General features: G+C 69.7%; 13 protein-coding genes and 2 pseudogenes. 9 read left to right on the top strand and 6 right to left on the bottom strand.

Annotation, left to right across the window (positions count from 1 at the left end; translation table 11 throughout):
• The first annotated feature begins 36 nt into the window (after positions 1 to 36).
• Together FB465_RS26740 and FB465_RS26735 are read left to right on the top strand one after the other, a co-directional pair.
• Positions 37 to 513 carry a Rossmann-fold NAD(P)-binding domain-containing protein gene (locus tag FB465_RS26740; protein WP_246192853.1) on the top strand — a complete coding sequence of 159 codons (477 nt, stop codon included), beginning with the start codon at positions 37 to 39 and terminating at the stop codon, positions 511 to 513.
• Between the two features lie 97 nt (positions 514 to 610).
• A complete protein-coding gene (locus FB465_RS26735) occupies positions 611 to 820 on the top strand; it encodes a 4-oxalocrotonate tautomerase family protein (RefSeq protein ID WP_145794540.1) in 210 nt (69 codons plus the stop codon).
• Here the strand turns inward: FB465_RS26735 and FB465_RS37995 are convergent.
• Positions 804 to 1,082, bottom strand: a complete 279-nt coding sequence (locus tag FB465_RS37995) for an integrase core domain-containing protein (RefSeq protein ID WP_425461261.1) — start codon at positions 1,080 to 1,082, stop codon at positions 804 to 806. The genes FB465_RS26735 and FB465_RS37995 overlap by 17 nt on opposite strands.
• Before the next feature lie 52 nt (positions 1,083 to 1,134).
• The gene (locus FB465_RS26725) at positions 1,135 to 1,860 is read right to left on the bottom strand and encodes an SDR family oxidoreductase (protein WP_145794538.1); all 726 of its coding nucleotides are present in this window, start codon (positions 1,858 to 1,860) and stop codon (positions 1,135 to 1,137) included.
• A 106-nt stretch (positions 1,861 to 1,966) separates the two neighbouring features.
• Here FB465_RS26725 and FB465_RS26720 point away from each other — a divergent pair, with 106 nt between their 5' ends.
• Positions 1,967 to 2,815, top strand: a complete 849-nt coding sequence (locus FB465_RS26720) for a LysR family transcriptional regulator (RefSeq protein WP_145794536.1) — start codon at positions 1,967 to 1,969, stop codon at positions 2,813 to 2,815.
• Between the two features lie 219 nt (positions 2,816 to 3,034).
• Here the strand turns inward: FB465_RS26720 and FB465_RS37750 are convergent.
• Positions 3,035 to 3,175: pseudogene (locus FB465_RS37750) on the bottom strand (hypothetical protein); the annotation flags it as partial.
• Between the two features lie 20 nt (positions 3,176 to 3,195).
• On the opposite strand from FB465_RS37750, the pseudogene FB465_RS37140 reads away from it, so the two are divergent.
• Positions 3,196 to 3,339: pseudogene (locus tag FB465_RS37140) on the top strand (hypothetical protein); the annotation flags it as partial.
• 473 nt (positions 3,340 to 3,812) lie between these two features.
• Here the strand turns inward: FB465_RS37140 and FB465_RS26705 are convergent.
• Together FB465_RS26705 and FB465_RS26700 are read right to left on the bottom strand one after the other, a co-directional pair.
• Complete coding sequence (locus tag FB465_RS26705; RefSeq protein WP_246192852.1) at positions 3,813 to 4,526, bottom strand: MBL fold metallo-hydrolase; 714 nt, start codon at positions 4,524 to 4,526, stop codon at positions 3,813 to 3,815.
• A 135-nt stretch (positions 4,527 to 4,661) separates the two neighbouring features.
• Positions 4,662 to 5,636, bottom strand: a complete 975-nt coding sequence (locus FB465_RS26700) for a GlxA family transcriptional regulator (RefSeq protein WP_145794532.1) — start codon at positions 5,634 to 5,636, stop codon at positions 4,662 to 4,664.
• A 474-nt stretch (positions 5,637 to 6,110) separates the two neighbouring features.
• Here FB465_RS26700 and FB465_RS26695 point away from each other — a divergent pair, with 474 nt between their 5' ends.
• Positions 6,111 to 6,542, top strand: coding sequence for a hypothetical protein (locus tag FB465_RS26695; RefSeq protein ID WP_145794530.1), 432 nt, complete (start codon positions 6,111 to 6,113; stop codon positions 6,540 to 6,542).
• Between the two features lie 91 nt (positions 6,543 to 6,633).
• On the opposite strand, the gene FB465_RS26690 is transcribed toward FB465_RS26695, so the two are convergent.
• Positions 6,634 to 6,930, bottom strand: a complete 297-nt coding sequence (locus tag FB465_RS26690) for a cupin domain-containing protein (RefSeq protein ID WP_145794528.1) — start codon at positions 6,928 to 6,930, stop codon at positions 6,634 to 6,636.
• Positions 6,931 to 7,623: 693 nt separating this feature from the next.
• Here FB465_RS26690 and FB465_RS26685 point away from each other — a divergent pair.
• The 4 genes from FB465_RS26685 to FB465_RS26670 all read left to right on the top strand — a co-directional run bounded on the left by FB465_RS26685 (position 7,624) and on the right by FB465_RS26670 (position 14,104).
• Positions 7,624 to 7,956, top strand: a complete 333-nt coding sequence (locus FB465_RS26685) for a hypothetical protein (protein WP_145794526.1) — start codon at positions 7,624 to 7,626, stop codon at positions 7,954 to 7,956.
• 312 nt (positions 7,957 to 8,268) lie between these two features.
• Positions 8,269 to 8,994: a WXG100-like domain-containing protein gene (locus tag FB465_RS26680; protein WP_145794523.1), complete on the top strand. Its 726-nt coding sequence runs from the start codon at positions 8,269 to 8,271 to the stop codon at positions 8,992 to 8,994.
• On the top strand, positions 8,991 to 12,962 hold the full coding sequence (locus FB465_RS26675) for a DUF6531 domain-containing protein (RefSeq protein ID WP_145794521.1): 3,972 nt from the start codon (positions 8,991 to 8,993) through the stop codon (positions 12,960 to 12,962). The genes FB465_RS26680 and FB465_RS26675 overlap by 4 nt, the downstream gene beginning before the upstream one ends.
• 104 nt (positions 12,963 to 13,066) lie before the next feature.
• Entirely contained in the window at positions 13,067 to 14,104 is a 1,038-nt protein-coding gene (locus FB465_RS26670) for a PQQ-binding-like beta-propeller repeat protein (protein WP_145794519.1), read from the top strand.
• The last annotated feature ends 252 nt before the right edge of the window (positions 14,105 to 14,356 follow it).

Raw genomic sequence — 14,356 nt, 5'->3', positions numbered from 1 at the left:
GATCATGCGCCCCGGGGACAAGGGTTGCTCGTGTGGGTGGGATCCACCTCGACCCGCGGTGGACATCCGCCCTTCCTGGCACCCTACTTCGCGGCCAAAGCCGCGATGGATGCTCTCGCCGAGAGCTACGCCGCTGAGCTGATCAAGTTCGGCATCGAGACCACCCTCGTCGTCCCCGGCGCCCATCCGAGCGGCACCAACCACTTCGCTCACGCCGGCGCACCGGCTGACAGCGCCCGTGCCGCAGAGTACGACGAGCCCTACGAGCGGCTGAGGGACACGATGACCGAGGCCCTGAGCCGCATCTTCCCGCCGGCACGTGAGGCCCGGGAAGTGGCCGACGAAATCGTCCGTGTCGTCGGACTGCCCCATGGGGAACGACCGGTCCGCACCCATGTCGATCCCAGCCGCGACGGCAGCGAAGTGGTCTCCACGATGGACGACCGGATTCGCGCGGAGTTCTTCCACCGCGTCGGCATCGGCGAATTGCTCACTCCCCGCGCCAGCCTCTGACCACGCCGACACCAGCCGAGGGACGGTCATCGGCCATCCACCCTCGGACAGAGACTTCCGATCCCACGAAAGAATTCCACTCGAAGGAGAAAGATCCATGCCTTTCGCCAACTTCAAGGTTCCCGCGGGCACCATCACCGCCGAGGACAAGAAGAAGATCGTCGAGCGCACCACCGACCTGTACGCGGAGATCTACGGTGAGCGGGCCCGTCCCACCACTGTCGTGCTCATCGACGAGGTCGTCGACGGCGGCTGGGGCGTCGCCGGCAACGTCCTGACCGCCGCCATGCTCAACGGCGACTCCTGACGCCGACCACCTGCGTGGGGCCCGGCCCAGCGCGCCGGGCCCCACGCGGCCTGCACCAGGCCCTCGCCCGCGTCGAGGACGGAGCCGGCCTCTCCACCGCCCTCCGAGTCCTGGAGCGTGCTTCGCTGATGATCCGTTCGAACTCGACCGGCGGCAGGCCGCCGGCCGCAGAGTGCCTGCGGCGTGTGTTGTAGAAGCCGGTGATCCAGGTGGCGATCTTCAGGCGGGCGTCGGCACGGGTGGCGAACCGGTGCCGGTGGATGGGAGCCTCTCGGTGGTCGACGGCGCGTCGACGTCGTGCGCTGACGTTCAGGTCACCAAGGCACCTCGCCTGCGTCGTCGAAGAAGTTGCCGGTCGGGCCGTCGTCGGGCAGGGTCGCGAGCCGGATCGCGATCGCCGCGCCCTGTTCCGGGGTGCGGACGCCGCGGAAGCCGTTGAGGTCGGTCGCGCAGTAGCCGGGGCAGGCAGCGTTGATCAGGATGTTCGTGTCGCGCAGCTCCTTGGCGTACTGAACGGTGACGGCGTTGAGGAACGTCTTCGACGGCGTATAGGCGACGGCAATCGGGCCTATTTCGACGCCGGGAGTGGTCTGCAGGGTGAGGGAGCCGACGCTGCTGGACATGTTCACGATGCGCGGCGACGCCGAGCGGCGCAGCAACGGCAGCATCGCGTTGGTGACGCGGATGACACCGATCACATTGGTCTCCACGGCCGCCAGCACCGTCGCGGGGTCGACCGTGGTGGGCATCTGTGGCGCGCTGCCAGTGATCCCGGCATTGTTGACGAGCACGTCGAGGCGTCCGGCGCGGTCCTCGATCAGCCCGGCGGCGGCAGCCACGCTCGCGTCGTCGGTCACGTCGAGTTGTACGCCGAACGCGTCGACGCCCGCCGCCCGCAGCTTCTCCACGGCGGCCTCGCGCCGCTCCTCGTCCCGGGCACCGACCCCGACCCTCCAGCCGAGGGCACCCAGACCAGCCGCGATCTCGTACCCGATCCCCTTGTTCGCGCCGGTCACCAGCGCGGTCGTCTGTTCGTTCATACGGCTGATCCTCTCCGGTCTCAGTGGGATGCGGCCAACACCGATTGGGTGGGCAGCGATACCGCACGGGTATCGATCCCGGTTCGGGCTTGGGTAGCATTGCGCCGTGGAGACACGGGAGTTGCGGTACTTCGTCGCCGTCGCCGAGGAGCTGCATTTCGGCAGGGCCGCGCAGCGGCTCGGGATCGCGCAGCCCCCGCTGTCCCGAGCGATCCACCAGCTCGAACGCCGCCTCGGGGCGGGGCTGCTGGAACGCACCAGCCGCACGGTCACCCTGACTGAGGCCGGGTCGGTGCTCCTGCGGGAAGCCCGGGCGGCACTGGACGCGGTCGAGGCCGCCGAGCGTCGCACTCGCCGCGCCGCCCTCGCCACGACCGGCCACGCCGGCGTGGTCCTTGCCACGAAGGCCGGCGCGTCCAGCGAACTTCTGGCCAGACTGCTCGACGCCTACGCCGCCGAACCCAATGCGGTCACCGTGGATCTGGTCCTGTGCGGAATCGGCGAGCAGGAACGAATGCTGCGCGACGGCCGGGCCGACGTGGCACTGCTGCACCTGCCGTTCGACACCACGGCCGGCTTCGACACGGAGGAGCTCTGCACGGAGAGACAGGTCGTGGTTCTGCCGGCAGGTCATCCCCTCACCGGGCGGGCCCATGTGCGGATGGCCGAAGTCACCGAGCTGCCGTCCCTACCGATGCCGCGCTGGCCCGGCCGCGACGGTACGTACCCGGACGGCCCAGGTCCGCAGGCTCGGGACCATACGCAGTTACTCCAGCTGATCGCGCTCGGCCGCGCTTGCTGGATCGCGCCGGAGTCGTGCCGAGCCCAGCTGCGCGACGATCTCGCCGCCGTGCCGGTTCTGGACGCGCCGACGGTCACAACGGTCATCGCATGGCCGCCGCACAGCCGGTCCCGAGCCGTCGCCGGCCTCGTCCAGACCGCGAAGCGTCTCTGAGAGCCCGTAACCATCACGGGTGAGGTCGCCCATCTCGCGCTGTGCGGGAAGGAAGATCGACGGGCGCCCCGACGGGAATCGGACCGCGGCCTCCGTGACGATTACCCCCTACGACCTCCGCCCCCTCCGCCCGCGCTTCCGACCACCATGGTCCGGGAGTACGTCGGCGCCAGCCAGGCCGGCCGCATGACACGCGTCCTCGCCGTGCGGCAGGCAGAGCCCGGGCTTGAACAGGTAGTCGAGGATCCGGCTGCGGTACGGCTCCGGGTAGTCGATCAGCAGTCGGCTGTTGCCGCCGCTGCTGATCGCGCCGACACCATCGAAGGTACGCCCGCGGCGGCTACCCCACCGCCGAAGCAGCCCGCGTGGATTTGCGCCGGATGATCGAGGGCCAGGCCGCCGGCTTCAGCGCCGACCCCAACCAGACCCTCACCGACTACCTCACGACCTGGGTCACGGGCAAGCAGCTCGTCCTCAAGCCCACCACCTACGTCCGCTACCGCGACTACGTAACCCGTGACCTCATCCCCGCCCTCGGCACGATCAGGCTCGATGACCTGGGTCACTCGCACATCGCCGCCTTCACCCACACGCAACTCGCCGCCAGACGCGGCAAGGTCACCGTCCACCGCTGCCTCGCTACGCTCTCCAGCGCCCTCGGCGATGCGGTCCGCCACCACCGGCTCCCCTACAACCCGGCCCGCCCCACGGTCATCCCGCGACCCGCGGCGGCAGAACGGCAGATCTGGACCGTGCAGGACGCGATCCGGTTCCTGCACTCCTGCCGAGCCACCGACCCGGCGTTCGCCGACCTCATCGAGATCCTCATCGGCACCGGCATCCGCAAAGGCGAAGCCCTCACCCTGTACTGGGACGACGTCCACCTCCCCGAACGCGTCCTCTACATCCGCTACACGCTCTCCGCCATCGACAACAACACCAGGCCGAAGGCCGCCGTCAGCCACGGACCCCTGCCAGACGCTGCGGATCGGGTTCCTCACTCCTCGCGCGTGGGGAGGCGCCCGGCGGCCGCCAGCCGGGACAGCCGGCGGTGCTCCCGGTCGGCCCACCGCCGCACGCGGTCGGGGTCCAGCGGGGTGCCGTGGCCGACGTGCAGCGTGGTGGGGTTGAGGGCGAGCATCTCGCGCAGGCTGGCGAGGTTCTGCCGGGGGTCGTCGTGAAAGGGCGGGTTGGCGGGCCTGCCGGGGATGAGACCCATGAAGGAGTTGGCGATCAGGTCCCCGGCGACCAGATCGCCTTCGTCGGTGAGGACGGACACCGATCCGGCAGTGTGCCCGGGGGTGGGCATGATGCGCGCCGCGATCCCGAAGTCGTCGAGGCTCGTCTCCCCTCGGATCAGCACGGCCGGCTCGAACGGATCGGCCCGGCCGTGAAGCTTCTCGTTGCGGTTCATGAGCCTGCCCATCGGGCCGGTGGGCAGGTACGGTTCGCGGACCCGGCCGGAGCGGAACGGCCCGAGGTCGGCGACGTGGCCGGCGACGGGCGCACCGGTGAGCCGGTGCAGCTCGGCGGCAGACCCGAAGTGGTCGATGTGGCCATGGGTGATGACGATCAGCGAGACGTCGGTGGGGTCCACGCCGTGCTCGGCGATCTGCTCGTAGATCCTCCGGCCGCTTCCGGGTGTTCCGGCGTCGACGACGACGGGCCGTCGGCCGAGCAGCAGATAGGCGTTGACGGTGTGCCGTCCCATGACCGGGATCGGAACAACTTTCGTACGGGACACGGACTTCCTCCAGAGGGGTGATCGTGGCCGCCCTGTGTGCGGGCACTGCGAAGCTCCGCCGAGGGCGGTTGCGGTGGGTGGCGGAGCGAGGGGTTACGCCGGTCAGAAGCGGCGGCGGTACTCGGCCGGCGTGGTGCCCAGCCGTCGTCGGAAGGTCCGGTGCAGCGTCTCCACGGAGCCCAGGCCGCTGGCGGCGGCGACGTCCGGCAGGCTCCGGTCGCTGTCCTCCAGCAGCCGCCGGGCGGCCTCCAGTCTCGTTGCCTCCACGTAGGCAGCAGGTGTCGTGGAGGTGCGCCGGCGGAACAGCCGGGAGAAGTGGCGCACGCTCAGGTGCAGCCGGGCCGCGAGGGCTTCGAGCGACAGGTCCTCGGTGAGGTGTTCGGCGATCCACAGGCGCAGCTCGTCGATCCGGTCGTCCGAGGGGCTCTGTATGGACAGCGGCACGCTGAACTGGCTCTGCCCCCCGGACCGTTTGACGTACATCACCATCATCCGGGCGGTCGTGAGCGCAAGCTCCTGGCCTCGGTCCTCGGCGACCATGGCGAGCGCCATGTCCATCCCCGAGGTGACGCCGGCGCAGGTCCACACCTGCCCGGACCGGATGAAGATCGGATCGGGGTCGACCCGGACCCGGGGGTGCTCGGCGGCCAGCCGAGCTGCGGTGAGCCAGTGGGTCGTGGCGGGCCGGCCGTCCAGCAGCCCGGCAGCGGCCAGCAGGTGCGCTCCCGCGCAGATTGATCCGATCCGGCGGGCCCGGGGCGCCGCACGGCGCAGCCAGTCGGTGACCTCGCGGTCGATCACCGGCTCAACGCCGTCCTCGACCAGCTCGATCGCCCCCGACACGAGCAGGGTGTCCACCGGGCCGTTCACGTCGTCGAGGGCCAGGTCGGCCATCAGCCTCACACCGCTGGAGGTGACCGCCGGGCGGCCATCGGCCGTCGCGATCTGTACGCGATAGCCGGGCCGGTCGGCTCCGGCGACCCGGGAGGCGACGGAGAACACCTCGGCCGGGCCAGTGACGTCCAGCAGCTCAATGCCTGGGAAGGCGACGATCACGACGCGGTGCGGCTCGGGCATGCCCCGATCATTCCGCCCGGCCGGCGATGGCCGCAACGACGAGGTTCTGTCAGATCAGGCCATCGCCACGGCAGGAGGACCGGGCGACGGGATCCCGGTGAGCCGGGGCCAGTCCTGACGGCGCCCGAGCGCGGCAAAACACAGGCTCGCCACCGACCGCCGACGGCTCGGGCGCCTCTCCGTGCCGGCGAAGGCCGGGCCGGCCCCTGCCCGAAGAGCCGGCCACCGGATCGCGCAGCCCCGGCAGCGGCCAGTTTGGTCAGGTCCGCGTCCTACCGGATCAGCGCATCGACGGCCGCCGCGACCGTGGCGTGCGTCCGGCCCTCGAACTCTCCCCCGCGCAAAAGGGGTAGGGGCCCGTCGGCCTACCGGGGCCCGTGCCCTCTACGTCCGGGTGGAGGAGTGTCGAAGGCAGGAGGCCGAAACGACGGTTCCGGGGGCCGGTCGGCCGCGAGCCGCCGAGGGGTGACCGCGATGACGTACCGGCACAACGGCGGTATCGGCGGCTGGGGCTGGTTCGGGATGAGCCTCGGGATGCTGCTGTTCACCGCACTGCTCGTCGCCGGCGGCGTCCTGCTCTTCCGGGCGCTGGACCGCCCGCAGCGCCCCGCCGGCTTCGCCGACCGCTCCCGGCCGATCGACGTGCGTGAGCGGACTCTGAGCGACGAAGCCGGGCAGACCCGGGCCCGGATCGGGGAACTGACCGCGCACCTGCACGAACTCGACGAAGAGACCGACAAGATGCGGATCACCCGCAATACCCTCCTTGGGTTGCCGACGGACCGCCCATCACCGAAGCAGCCCCGCATCCCGTCACACCGGACCATCCGGTCTGCCATCAGATCCTGGCCGTCTTCTCCGATACCGGCCGGTCAATGCGGGCCCGGGGCCTGTGCGAGGCGGTGAACCGCCGATGCGCGGCCCGCATGTCCGGTGGTGTGCGATGAGGCCCGGATGGCCCGGCCCTCCGACCCGATTGCGTCGGTGGTGCGGGCCGCTACTTCAGCTCGAACAGCAGCGCGCGGACCTCGGTGCTTCCGGTGTTGTGCGTGGAGTGGTCCACGGCCGGGAACCACATCGTCTCGCCGGCCACGAGCGATACCTCGATGGTTTCACCGGACTCGTCGGTGAAGGTCACCGCCCCATCCGTGAGGTTGTAGACGAGGTTGTCGCGATGGTGGTGCATGGCTGTCGCGGCACCAGGCCGAAGCCGGGCCTCGATCAGCCGTACCCGCTCGTTCTCGAAGAGGATCTTGTATACATCGGGTGCCACCTGCACAGCGTCAGCTGCCATGGGAACCTCCTGAGTTGACAGGGGAAGCGTCGTTGACCTGCTGTCGACGGTAGCTCCGGGCACGCGACCGTGCACCGCGGGACAGCCAGGCCAGTGACCCCTCCAGTGCCCGGCGCGAAGCTGCCCCACCGTGAGCGACCGGGACAGCGGCACGGGCACGGCTGACGGGGGTTCGCGAATCCCCCGGACCGCTCTCGGTTTCCGCACTTGGTTGGGTGCGCATCGAACACCGGAGTCGCCCGTATCTGGACGGTTCGGTTCGGCGAATCGGCCACCATTCTTCTGCGCCCTCAGCAGGGTGCGACGACCCGCCAGAGGAACCCGACAAGCGCACCAGTCGAGCGAGGCAAGCTGTCGCTATCCAGGACAGCGGTAGTGAAGGACTCGCCGGCGAGAGTGGGGGTGGCGCCAACCACAAGGACTGCCGGTCCGAGAGGGCCCGACGGTAGTCCCCGGGTCGCGATGGAGGGATGGCCGGAGCCGGGCCGCCAGCCGAGCAGCACGGGTTCCGCAGCACCCTCGTCCAGGTCGTCCGCGCACGCCATAGGGCCTCCGGACCCGTACACCGGCAGGCGCCCGGTCGGCGGATATGGGTCTCAGGCGTTCGGTCGAGCAGCGCGCGACGGGCTACAGCCCGTTGCTTGACGTGACTTCCAGTCACGTTGTGCACATCCGCATGAGGGAGAACCAGGAATGAGATGGTCGATCGGCCGCGCGCTGGTGGCGCCGGCTCTGATGTGCGCGTCGACGCTCGGCTTCGCGCAGGCGGCTGAGGCATCGTCAGGGTGTGACCGTTCGAGGTGCGACGGCGCCGTCTACGGCTGGCACGTCGGGGACGACTTCCTGAACCAGTTCGGGGCACCCGAGGGCGACCAGGCGATGGCGTCGAACGGCGACGTGGTGACCGTCGAGGGCACCGGCGCGTTCAGCCTGCACCCGCGAGCGGCCAGCGGCGGGGGAACGTTCAAGCACAAGATGGCCGCGACCGGTGAATCGCGACCGGGACCTTCCAGGTCCGCGAGGTGAAGAGCTTCGAGTCCTACGGGAACGGCACGCCGCAGGGCGCGCCGGAGAACTTCTTCGGCGGGTGGCTGAAGCTGCTGGTCGACCTCACCCCGGCCGCCTCCCGCCCGCCCGCTCCAACGCCGGACAGATCGAGCTGGCGGACGCGCCGTCGGTCAGCCAGCGCATCCCGTCGCCCCCTCGGCCCGCACGACGCCCATGTCCAGCTCGCCCCGTCTTGCGTCGGAGCGACGGGGGAACCGTTCAGACCTGCCGAGGCGTCGGATAATTTGACGTCAAGCGAACGTATGTCCACTGACGGCTGAGGGGGAGCCTGTGGCGATCGAACTGCCTGGCGAGGTGGTGTCGCTGCTGTCGTTCATCGGCATCAACTGGCCGACGGTGAACGAGGACAAGGTCCGCGAGTTCGCCTCGCACGTCCGGGAGTTCGCCGAGAACGTGGAGTCCGCACATCAGGATTCGACAGCGACGGTCCAGCGGCTCGGCGAGGCGTACGAGGGGGCCTCGTACGAGGCGCTGCTCGCCAAGTGGGCCGCCCTGTCGGACAGTCACATGAACGAGCTGGTGCAAGCGTGTCATGTGGTAGCGACGGCGCTGGACATCGCGGCGGACGTGATCGTGGCGATGAAGGTCGAGACGATCGCCGAGCTGGTGGTGCTGGCAGCGGCCTTCGTGGCCGACCAGGCGGCGGCAGTCGCGACGTTCGGGTTGGCAGAGGCCGCGGTCATCGCGATCGAAGAGGCAGCGAAACGCCTCATCAACTACCTCGAGCAGCAGCTTGAGCAGTACATCATCGGCCAGGTGATCGAGGCCGCGATCGACCCGCTGATCGAGGTGGTCGCGGGGGCGGTGGCCGGGTTGGTCTTCGAGGCGGCGGAGTCGGCGCTCGGGGTGTCCGGCGGCGGGGGCGGAGGCACCGGCTTCCGGATCGACCCGGATGCGCTGGAAGCCCACGCGCGGACGATGCACGACCACGCCGAGACCGTCGCCGGCCACGCGCAGGCGTTCCAGTCAAAGATCGCGGGGGTGAGCTTCGAATGAGCAACCAGATCGTCAAAGCCCTGGAACACGGCGCCCAGAAGCTCGGCAAGACCCTCGCCGACGACGCCGGCAAGGCCCTCAAGAACTTCTACCGCAAGGCCGGCGACAACCTGAAGAAGGTCGCCCACAACACCCGCGAAGCCGACGCCAAACACGCGGCCGACCTCAAGAAGATCCTAGGGGGCGGCAAGGACGGTGCGCGTTCGCCACACGCGGGCGGCGGCGGTGACAGGGGCGGCAAGCCGCGGAGCGGACACCACGGTGGTAGTGAACCGCGGTCGCCGCGGCTGCGGGACGGGGCGTCGGATCCGCGCAAGACGGGTGTGCGGTTGAACTCGCGGAACACCTGCAGCGACCCGGTGGATGTCGCCTCGGGTGAAGTGGTCCTCGCCGAGACGGACGCGAGCCTGCTCGCCACGCTTCCCCTGGTGATCCAGCGCACCCATGTCTCTTCCTACCGGGCCGGGCGGTGGTTCGGCCCGTCCTGGGCGTCCACCCTCGACCAGCGCCTGGAGATCGACGACGAAGGCGTGGTCTTCGCCACCGAGGACGGGATGCTGCTCGTCTACCCGGTACCGGAGGCCGGGGCTGCTGTCCTTCCGGTGGAGGGCCCGCGCTGGCCGCTCACGTGGGACGGCAGTGCCGGTGGAACGATGACGGTCACCGACCCGTACCTCGGCCAGGCCTGGCACTTCTCGCCGCTGCCGGACGGGCTGTCAGCAGTGTCCGGCACGATGCAGCTCTGCCTGCAGGCGATCACTGACCGCAATGGCAACCGCATCGACTTCCTGTACGGGGCTTCCGGCCCGATGGAGGTCCGTCACTCCTGCGGCTACCGGATCGGCATCCGTACCCAGGGGTCGCGGATCACCGGCCTGGATCTGCTGTCGGGCGGCGTGGGGTCCGGAGAGGGATCGGAGGCCGCGCAGGCCCTGGCGCTAGTCGGCTTCGGCTATGACGGGAACGGCAACCTCGCCCAGGTCCTCAACTCATCAGGAATCCCGCAGGAGTTCACCTACGACAACCAGGGCCGGATCACGACGTGGACGGACCGCAACCGTCGACGCTACCGGTACCTGTACGACCGGGCCGGGCTCTGTGTCCAGACCCGTGGTGACGGCGGGTTCCTGGACGCGGTCTTCGCCTACGACACCGAACAGCGCACCACGGCCGTGACCAACGCGGTCGGCAGCACCACCCTGTACCACCTCAACGAACGCGGCCAGACCGTCGAGGAGGTCGACCCGCTGGGGGCCCGGAGCACGTTCAGCTGGGACCGCTACGACCGTCTGCTGGCCAGCACCGACCCGCTCGGCCGGACCACCGAACTGTTCTACGACGCCGACGGCAACCTCTCCCACACCCGGCGGCCGGACGGATCGACCAGCACAGCCGCGTACAACGACTTCCACCAGGTCGTCGAAGCGCAGCTCCCCGACGGCACGACGTGGGGCTACCGGTACGACGAGCGGGGCAACCTGACCGAGCTCATCGACCCCGACGGCATCACCCTGCACTATGCGCGCAACGCCCTCGGCCACGTCATCGCCACCACCGACAGCTCCGGCCAGACCTCCCGCATCGAGCCGGACGCGGCAGGCCTGCCGGCCGCCATCACCGACCCCACCGGCGCCACCACCCACTGCACACGGGACGGCTTCGGCAGGCCCCTCACCATCACCGACAGCCTCGGCCGGACCACCACCTACACATGGACCGTCGAAGGGCAGACCACCGCCCGCACCGGCCCCGACGGCAGCGTCGAACGCTGGCGCCACGACGCCGAGGGGAACATCCTCGAACACACCGACGCCCTCGGCGCCACGACGCGCTTCGAGTACACCTACTTCGACCTCGTCAGCGCCCGCACCGACCCAGGCGGCGCACGGTATGAGTTCACCTACAACGCCGAGCTGCAGCTCGCCCGGGTCCTCAACCCGCAGGGCCTGGCGTGGACCTATGACTTCGACGCGGCCGGCCGCCTGCGGACGGAGAGCGACTTCAACGGACGCACCCTGACCTACGGCTACGACGCAGCCGGCCAGCTCACAACGCGGACCAACGGCGCCGGCCAGCAGCTGACCTACACCTACGACCTGCTGGGCCGACCCATCGAGCAGGAAGTGGACGGCGCGACCACCACGTTCGCCTACGACCCCGCCGGACGGCTGCTCACCGCCGCCAACCCCACATCACGCCTGCAGCTCGCCTACGACCGCACCGGGCGGCTCCTGACCGAGACGTGCAACGGACGCACCCTCAGCAACACCTACGATCAGCTCGGACGCCGCGTCAGCCGCCGCACCCCCAGCGGTGCGAGCACCACCTGGACCTACAACCCGCTCGGCGACCCGACCTCCCTGCAAACTGCCGGACGATCCCTGCACTTCACCTACGACCATGCCGGGCGCGAGATCCACCGCGATCTGGGCGCCCTGCGAATATCCCACGGCTGGGACGCCGCCGACCGCGTCATCTCGCAGACCCTGACCCGCCGCACAGCAACAGTCGGCGCTCCCAACACGACGACCGCCGAGCCCCTCCAACACAAGGCGTACACCCTCCGGCCGGACGGGACACCGACCGCCGTCACCGGCTCCGGCCAGGGCGACCGGTCGATGACCCTGGACACGACCGGGCGGATCACCGCCCTCACCGGCCGCACCTGGAGCGAGTCCTACGCGTACGACCCCGCCGGAAACCTCCTGGGCGCCAGCTGGGGCGCACCTGACGGGCACCCGGGAGCCGAGGCACAGGGCGAACGCGAGTCGGTCGGAACACTGCTGCGCCGGGCCGGACGCACCTTCTATGACTACGACGGCCAAGGTCGCGTCACCCGCCAGACCCGCAGGCTCCTGTCCGGCAAGGCCCTGTCCTGGCACTACACCTGGGACGCCGAGGACCGCCTCACCCACCTCACGACACCGGACGGCGCCAGATGGCGCTACCTCTACGACCCGCTGGGACGGCGCATCGCCAAACAGCGGCTGTCCGAGGACCTCACTACGGTCCTGGAGGAGACCACGTTCACGTGGGACGGCGCCGCCCTGGCGGAACAGACCCACACCACGGCCACCTCGAAGACCGCGCACACCACCACCTGGGAATGGGACCCGGAAACCTTCCGCCCGCTGACCCAGAGCGAACGTGTCACACAGCTGCGCGACGCGCCCCAGGACGACATCGACGCGCGCTTCTACGCGATCGTCACCGACCTCGTCGGCACACCCACCGAACTCGTGGACGAGTCCGGGACCATCGCCTGGCAGCCCCGCACCACCCTGTGGGGAGTCCCGCTCCCCTCCCCCGCCGACCAGGCTGACTGCCCCCTCGCCTTCCCCGGCCAGTACCGAGACCAAGAGTCCGGACTGCACTACAACCTGTTCCGCTACTACGAGCCGCTGACCGGCCGCTATCTCAGCCCCGACCCGCTCGGGCTGGACCCTGCCCCGGACCCGTACGCCTATGTCCACAATCCCCAGACCTGGGCGGATCCCCTCGGCCTGGCGCCCTGCATGCAGGGACTGGAGAACATAGCCAGCGAGATCGCGAAGATGCTGCCCTCGCGCGCCCAGGAGGGACAGACCGTCGCCGCCATCCACGTCCACACCCCCCACGGCCCGAAGATCTTCATCGCCGGTACGAGCAAGAGCAAGCTCACGCCGGCCCAGCGCAAGCGCGCGGAGGAGCTGGGCGCCATCCCGCTGCCCAACGACCAGTACATCAAGGTGAAACCGGGCGAGAAGGGCGGCCACGCAGAACAGAACCTCCTGCTCTTCTTCAACCGCATGCAGGTCAGCAACAAGGGCACCAGCTGGAACCCGACCCACGGAGGCGCGTCCCGCAGCGTGTGCGCCGAATTCTGCGCGCCCTTCATCCGGCAGGCCGGTGGACGGATCCACGGACCCGTCCACCAGAAGGAAGGAGGTACGAAGCAGCGCCAGTTCTACTGGCCGGGCATGATCTGAGGCCACCTCATGCCCCACGCCGTCTCGACTAGCATTCACTGGTGACCACGGCAGGAGGCCCGGGTGTACATCCGGGACAGCTCGAGTAGGGAAACATGGCGACCGTGAAGCGCACAGCACGACTCATCTCCCAGACCGCGTGTGAAGGCATCGAGGAAGCGCTCGGCTGGACCGACGCCTGGCAGGTGCGCCACGGCGCCAACTGGCTCGTCACCCGGGACGGGGACAACATCGCTGTCCTGCGCCTCGGCGACGCCGGCACCCCCCAAGGCAGTGCTCCCGTGCTGTTCCCGGACCCCACCGGAGACCTGCGCGGCTACGCGACGCCCGCACTCGACGCCGACTATGTCGTCGTCTGCGGCGACCGCGACCTCGCCGCCATCGACGCCGACGGCACTCGCCGCTGGACTTACAGCCACGAACCCTGGTCCGCGGACGATGGCTCCGGCCGCGGCGCGTGCGCCTTCACCGCCGACGGAAAGCACGTCATCGCCGTCGTCCCCGGCCCCCTCGACGAGTCCGGCTCCTATGCCGGCGACCTGTGCGTCGCCCTCGACAGCTCAACCGGCTCCACAGTCGCCCAGCAGGCTCTGACCGCCAGCTCGGCCATCTACGAGATCCGGCAGCCGCTCAGCGGCCCCGACGTCCTCCTGCTCTCCGCGGGCCAGGGCCAGGACGACGCGATGTCCTACGCCGTCTCACTCTCCAACGCCATCCTGCAGATCCTGCCCGCCGGCGCGGAGGACGAACCGGTCACCGGCGTGGACGCCTCCGGGCGCAGCGTCCTCAAGACGGAGAGGGGAGGAGCCTGGACCACTCTGTACAGCGTCACCGAGTCCCTCGAATTCTCAGCCCGGGGCCGCGTTCACGTCCAGGAGCTCGCGGGCGAGGACAGCGAGGAGCGCATCGTCGGCAGGCCCGGCTTCATCGATGATCAGACCGTCATCGTCGCCGTCGCCGAGGAGGAATGGGCGGAGGAGGCACGCCACTTCGTGGTCGATGCCCGCTCCCTGCAGATCTCGGCTGAACTCGAGTACCCCTTCCCGGTGGGCTCCGACCCCATCGCCCTCGGCGACGGCACCTGGATCACCGCCTCGGGCGACGAAGTCCGCCGATGGTCCATCGACACCCCGAACCGCTGACCGTCCCCGGCGACAAGGCCAATCCGAAGGACGACGTCGGGCGCGGCACGCCTATCGCGGCAACCACGTTGCTTCCCGCTCGGCGTCCAAGCCCGGCGCACCTCACCCTGCAACTCGGAGAGGAGCTCGATCATGTCCTGAGGCAGGACGGCGCCGGACGAGTCGAGCCGCAGGTCGCCCAGCGCGACTCGATGCTTGTTCAACTGATCCAGCGCACACGGAGGGTGTGTGCTTCAGGCAGGTGATTCCGGA

Source organism: Kitasatospora atroaurantiaca (genome assembly GCF_007828955.1).
Taxonomy (GTDB): Bacteria; Actinomycetota; Actinomycetes; order Streptomycetales; family Streptomycetaceae; genus Kitasatospora; species Kitasatospora atroaurantiaca.
The sequence above is the reverse complement of the archived record's forward strand: the minus strand, read 5'-3'. Positions and strand labels throughout refer to the sequence as shown.

Coding starts and splice junctions, on each gene's coding strand:
- FB465_RS26685 (WP_145794526.1), top strand. CDS start 7,624: ATGAGATGGTCGATCGGCCGCGCGCTGGTGGCGCCGGCTCTGATGTGC.
- FB465_RS26705 (WP_246192852.1), bottom strand. CDS start 4,526: ATGGGACGGCACACCGTCAACGCCTATCTGCTGCTCGGCCGACGGCCC.
- FB465_RS26725 (WP_145794538.1), bottom strand. CDS start 1,860: ATGAACGAACAGACGACCGCGCTGGTGACCGGCGCGAACAAGGGGATC.
- FB465_RS26695 (WP_145794530.1), top strand. CDS start 6,111: ATGACGTACCGGCACAACGGCGGTATCGGCGGCTGGGGCTGGTTCGGG.
- FB465_RS26700 (WP_145794532.1), bottom strand. CDS start 5,636: ATGCCCGAGCCGCACCGCGTCGTGATCGTCGCCTTCCCAGGCATTGAG.
- FB465_RS26675 (WP_145794521.1), top strand. CDS start 8,991: ATGAGCAACCAGATCGTCAAAGCCCTGGAACACGGCGCCCAGAAGCTC.
- FB465_RS26735 (WP_145794540.1), top strand. CDS start 611: ATGCCTTTCGCCAACTTCAAGGTTCCCGCGGGCACCATCACCGCCGAG.
- FB465_RS26690 (WP_145794528.1), bottom strand. CDS start 6,930: ATGGCAGCTGACGCTGTGCAGGTGGCACCCGATGTATACAAGATCCTC.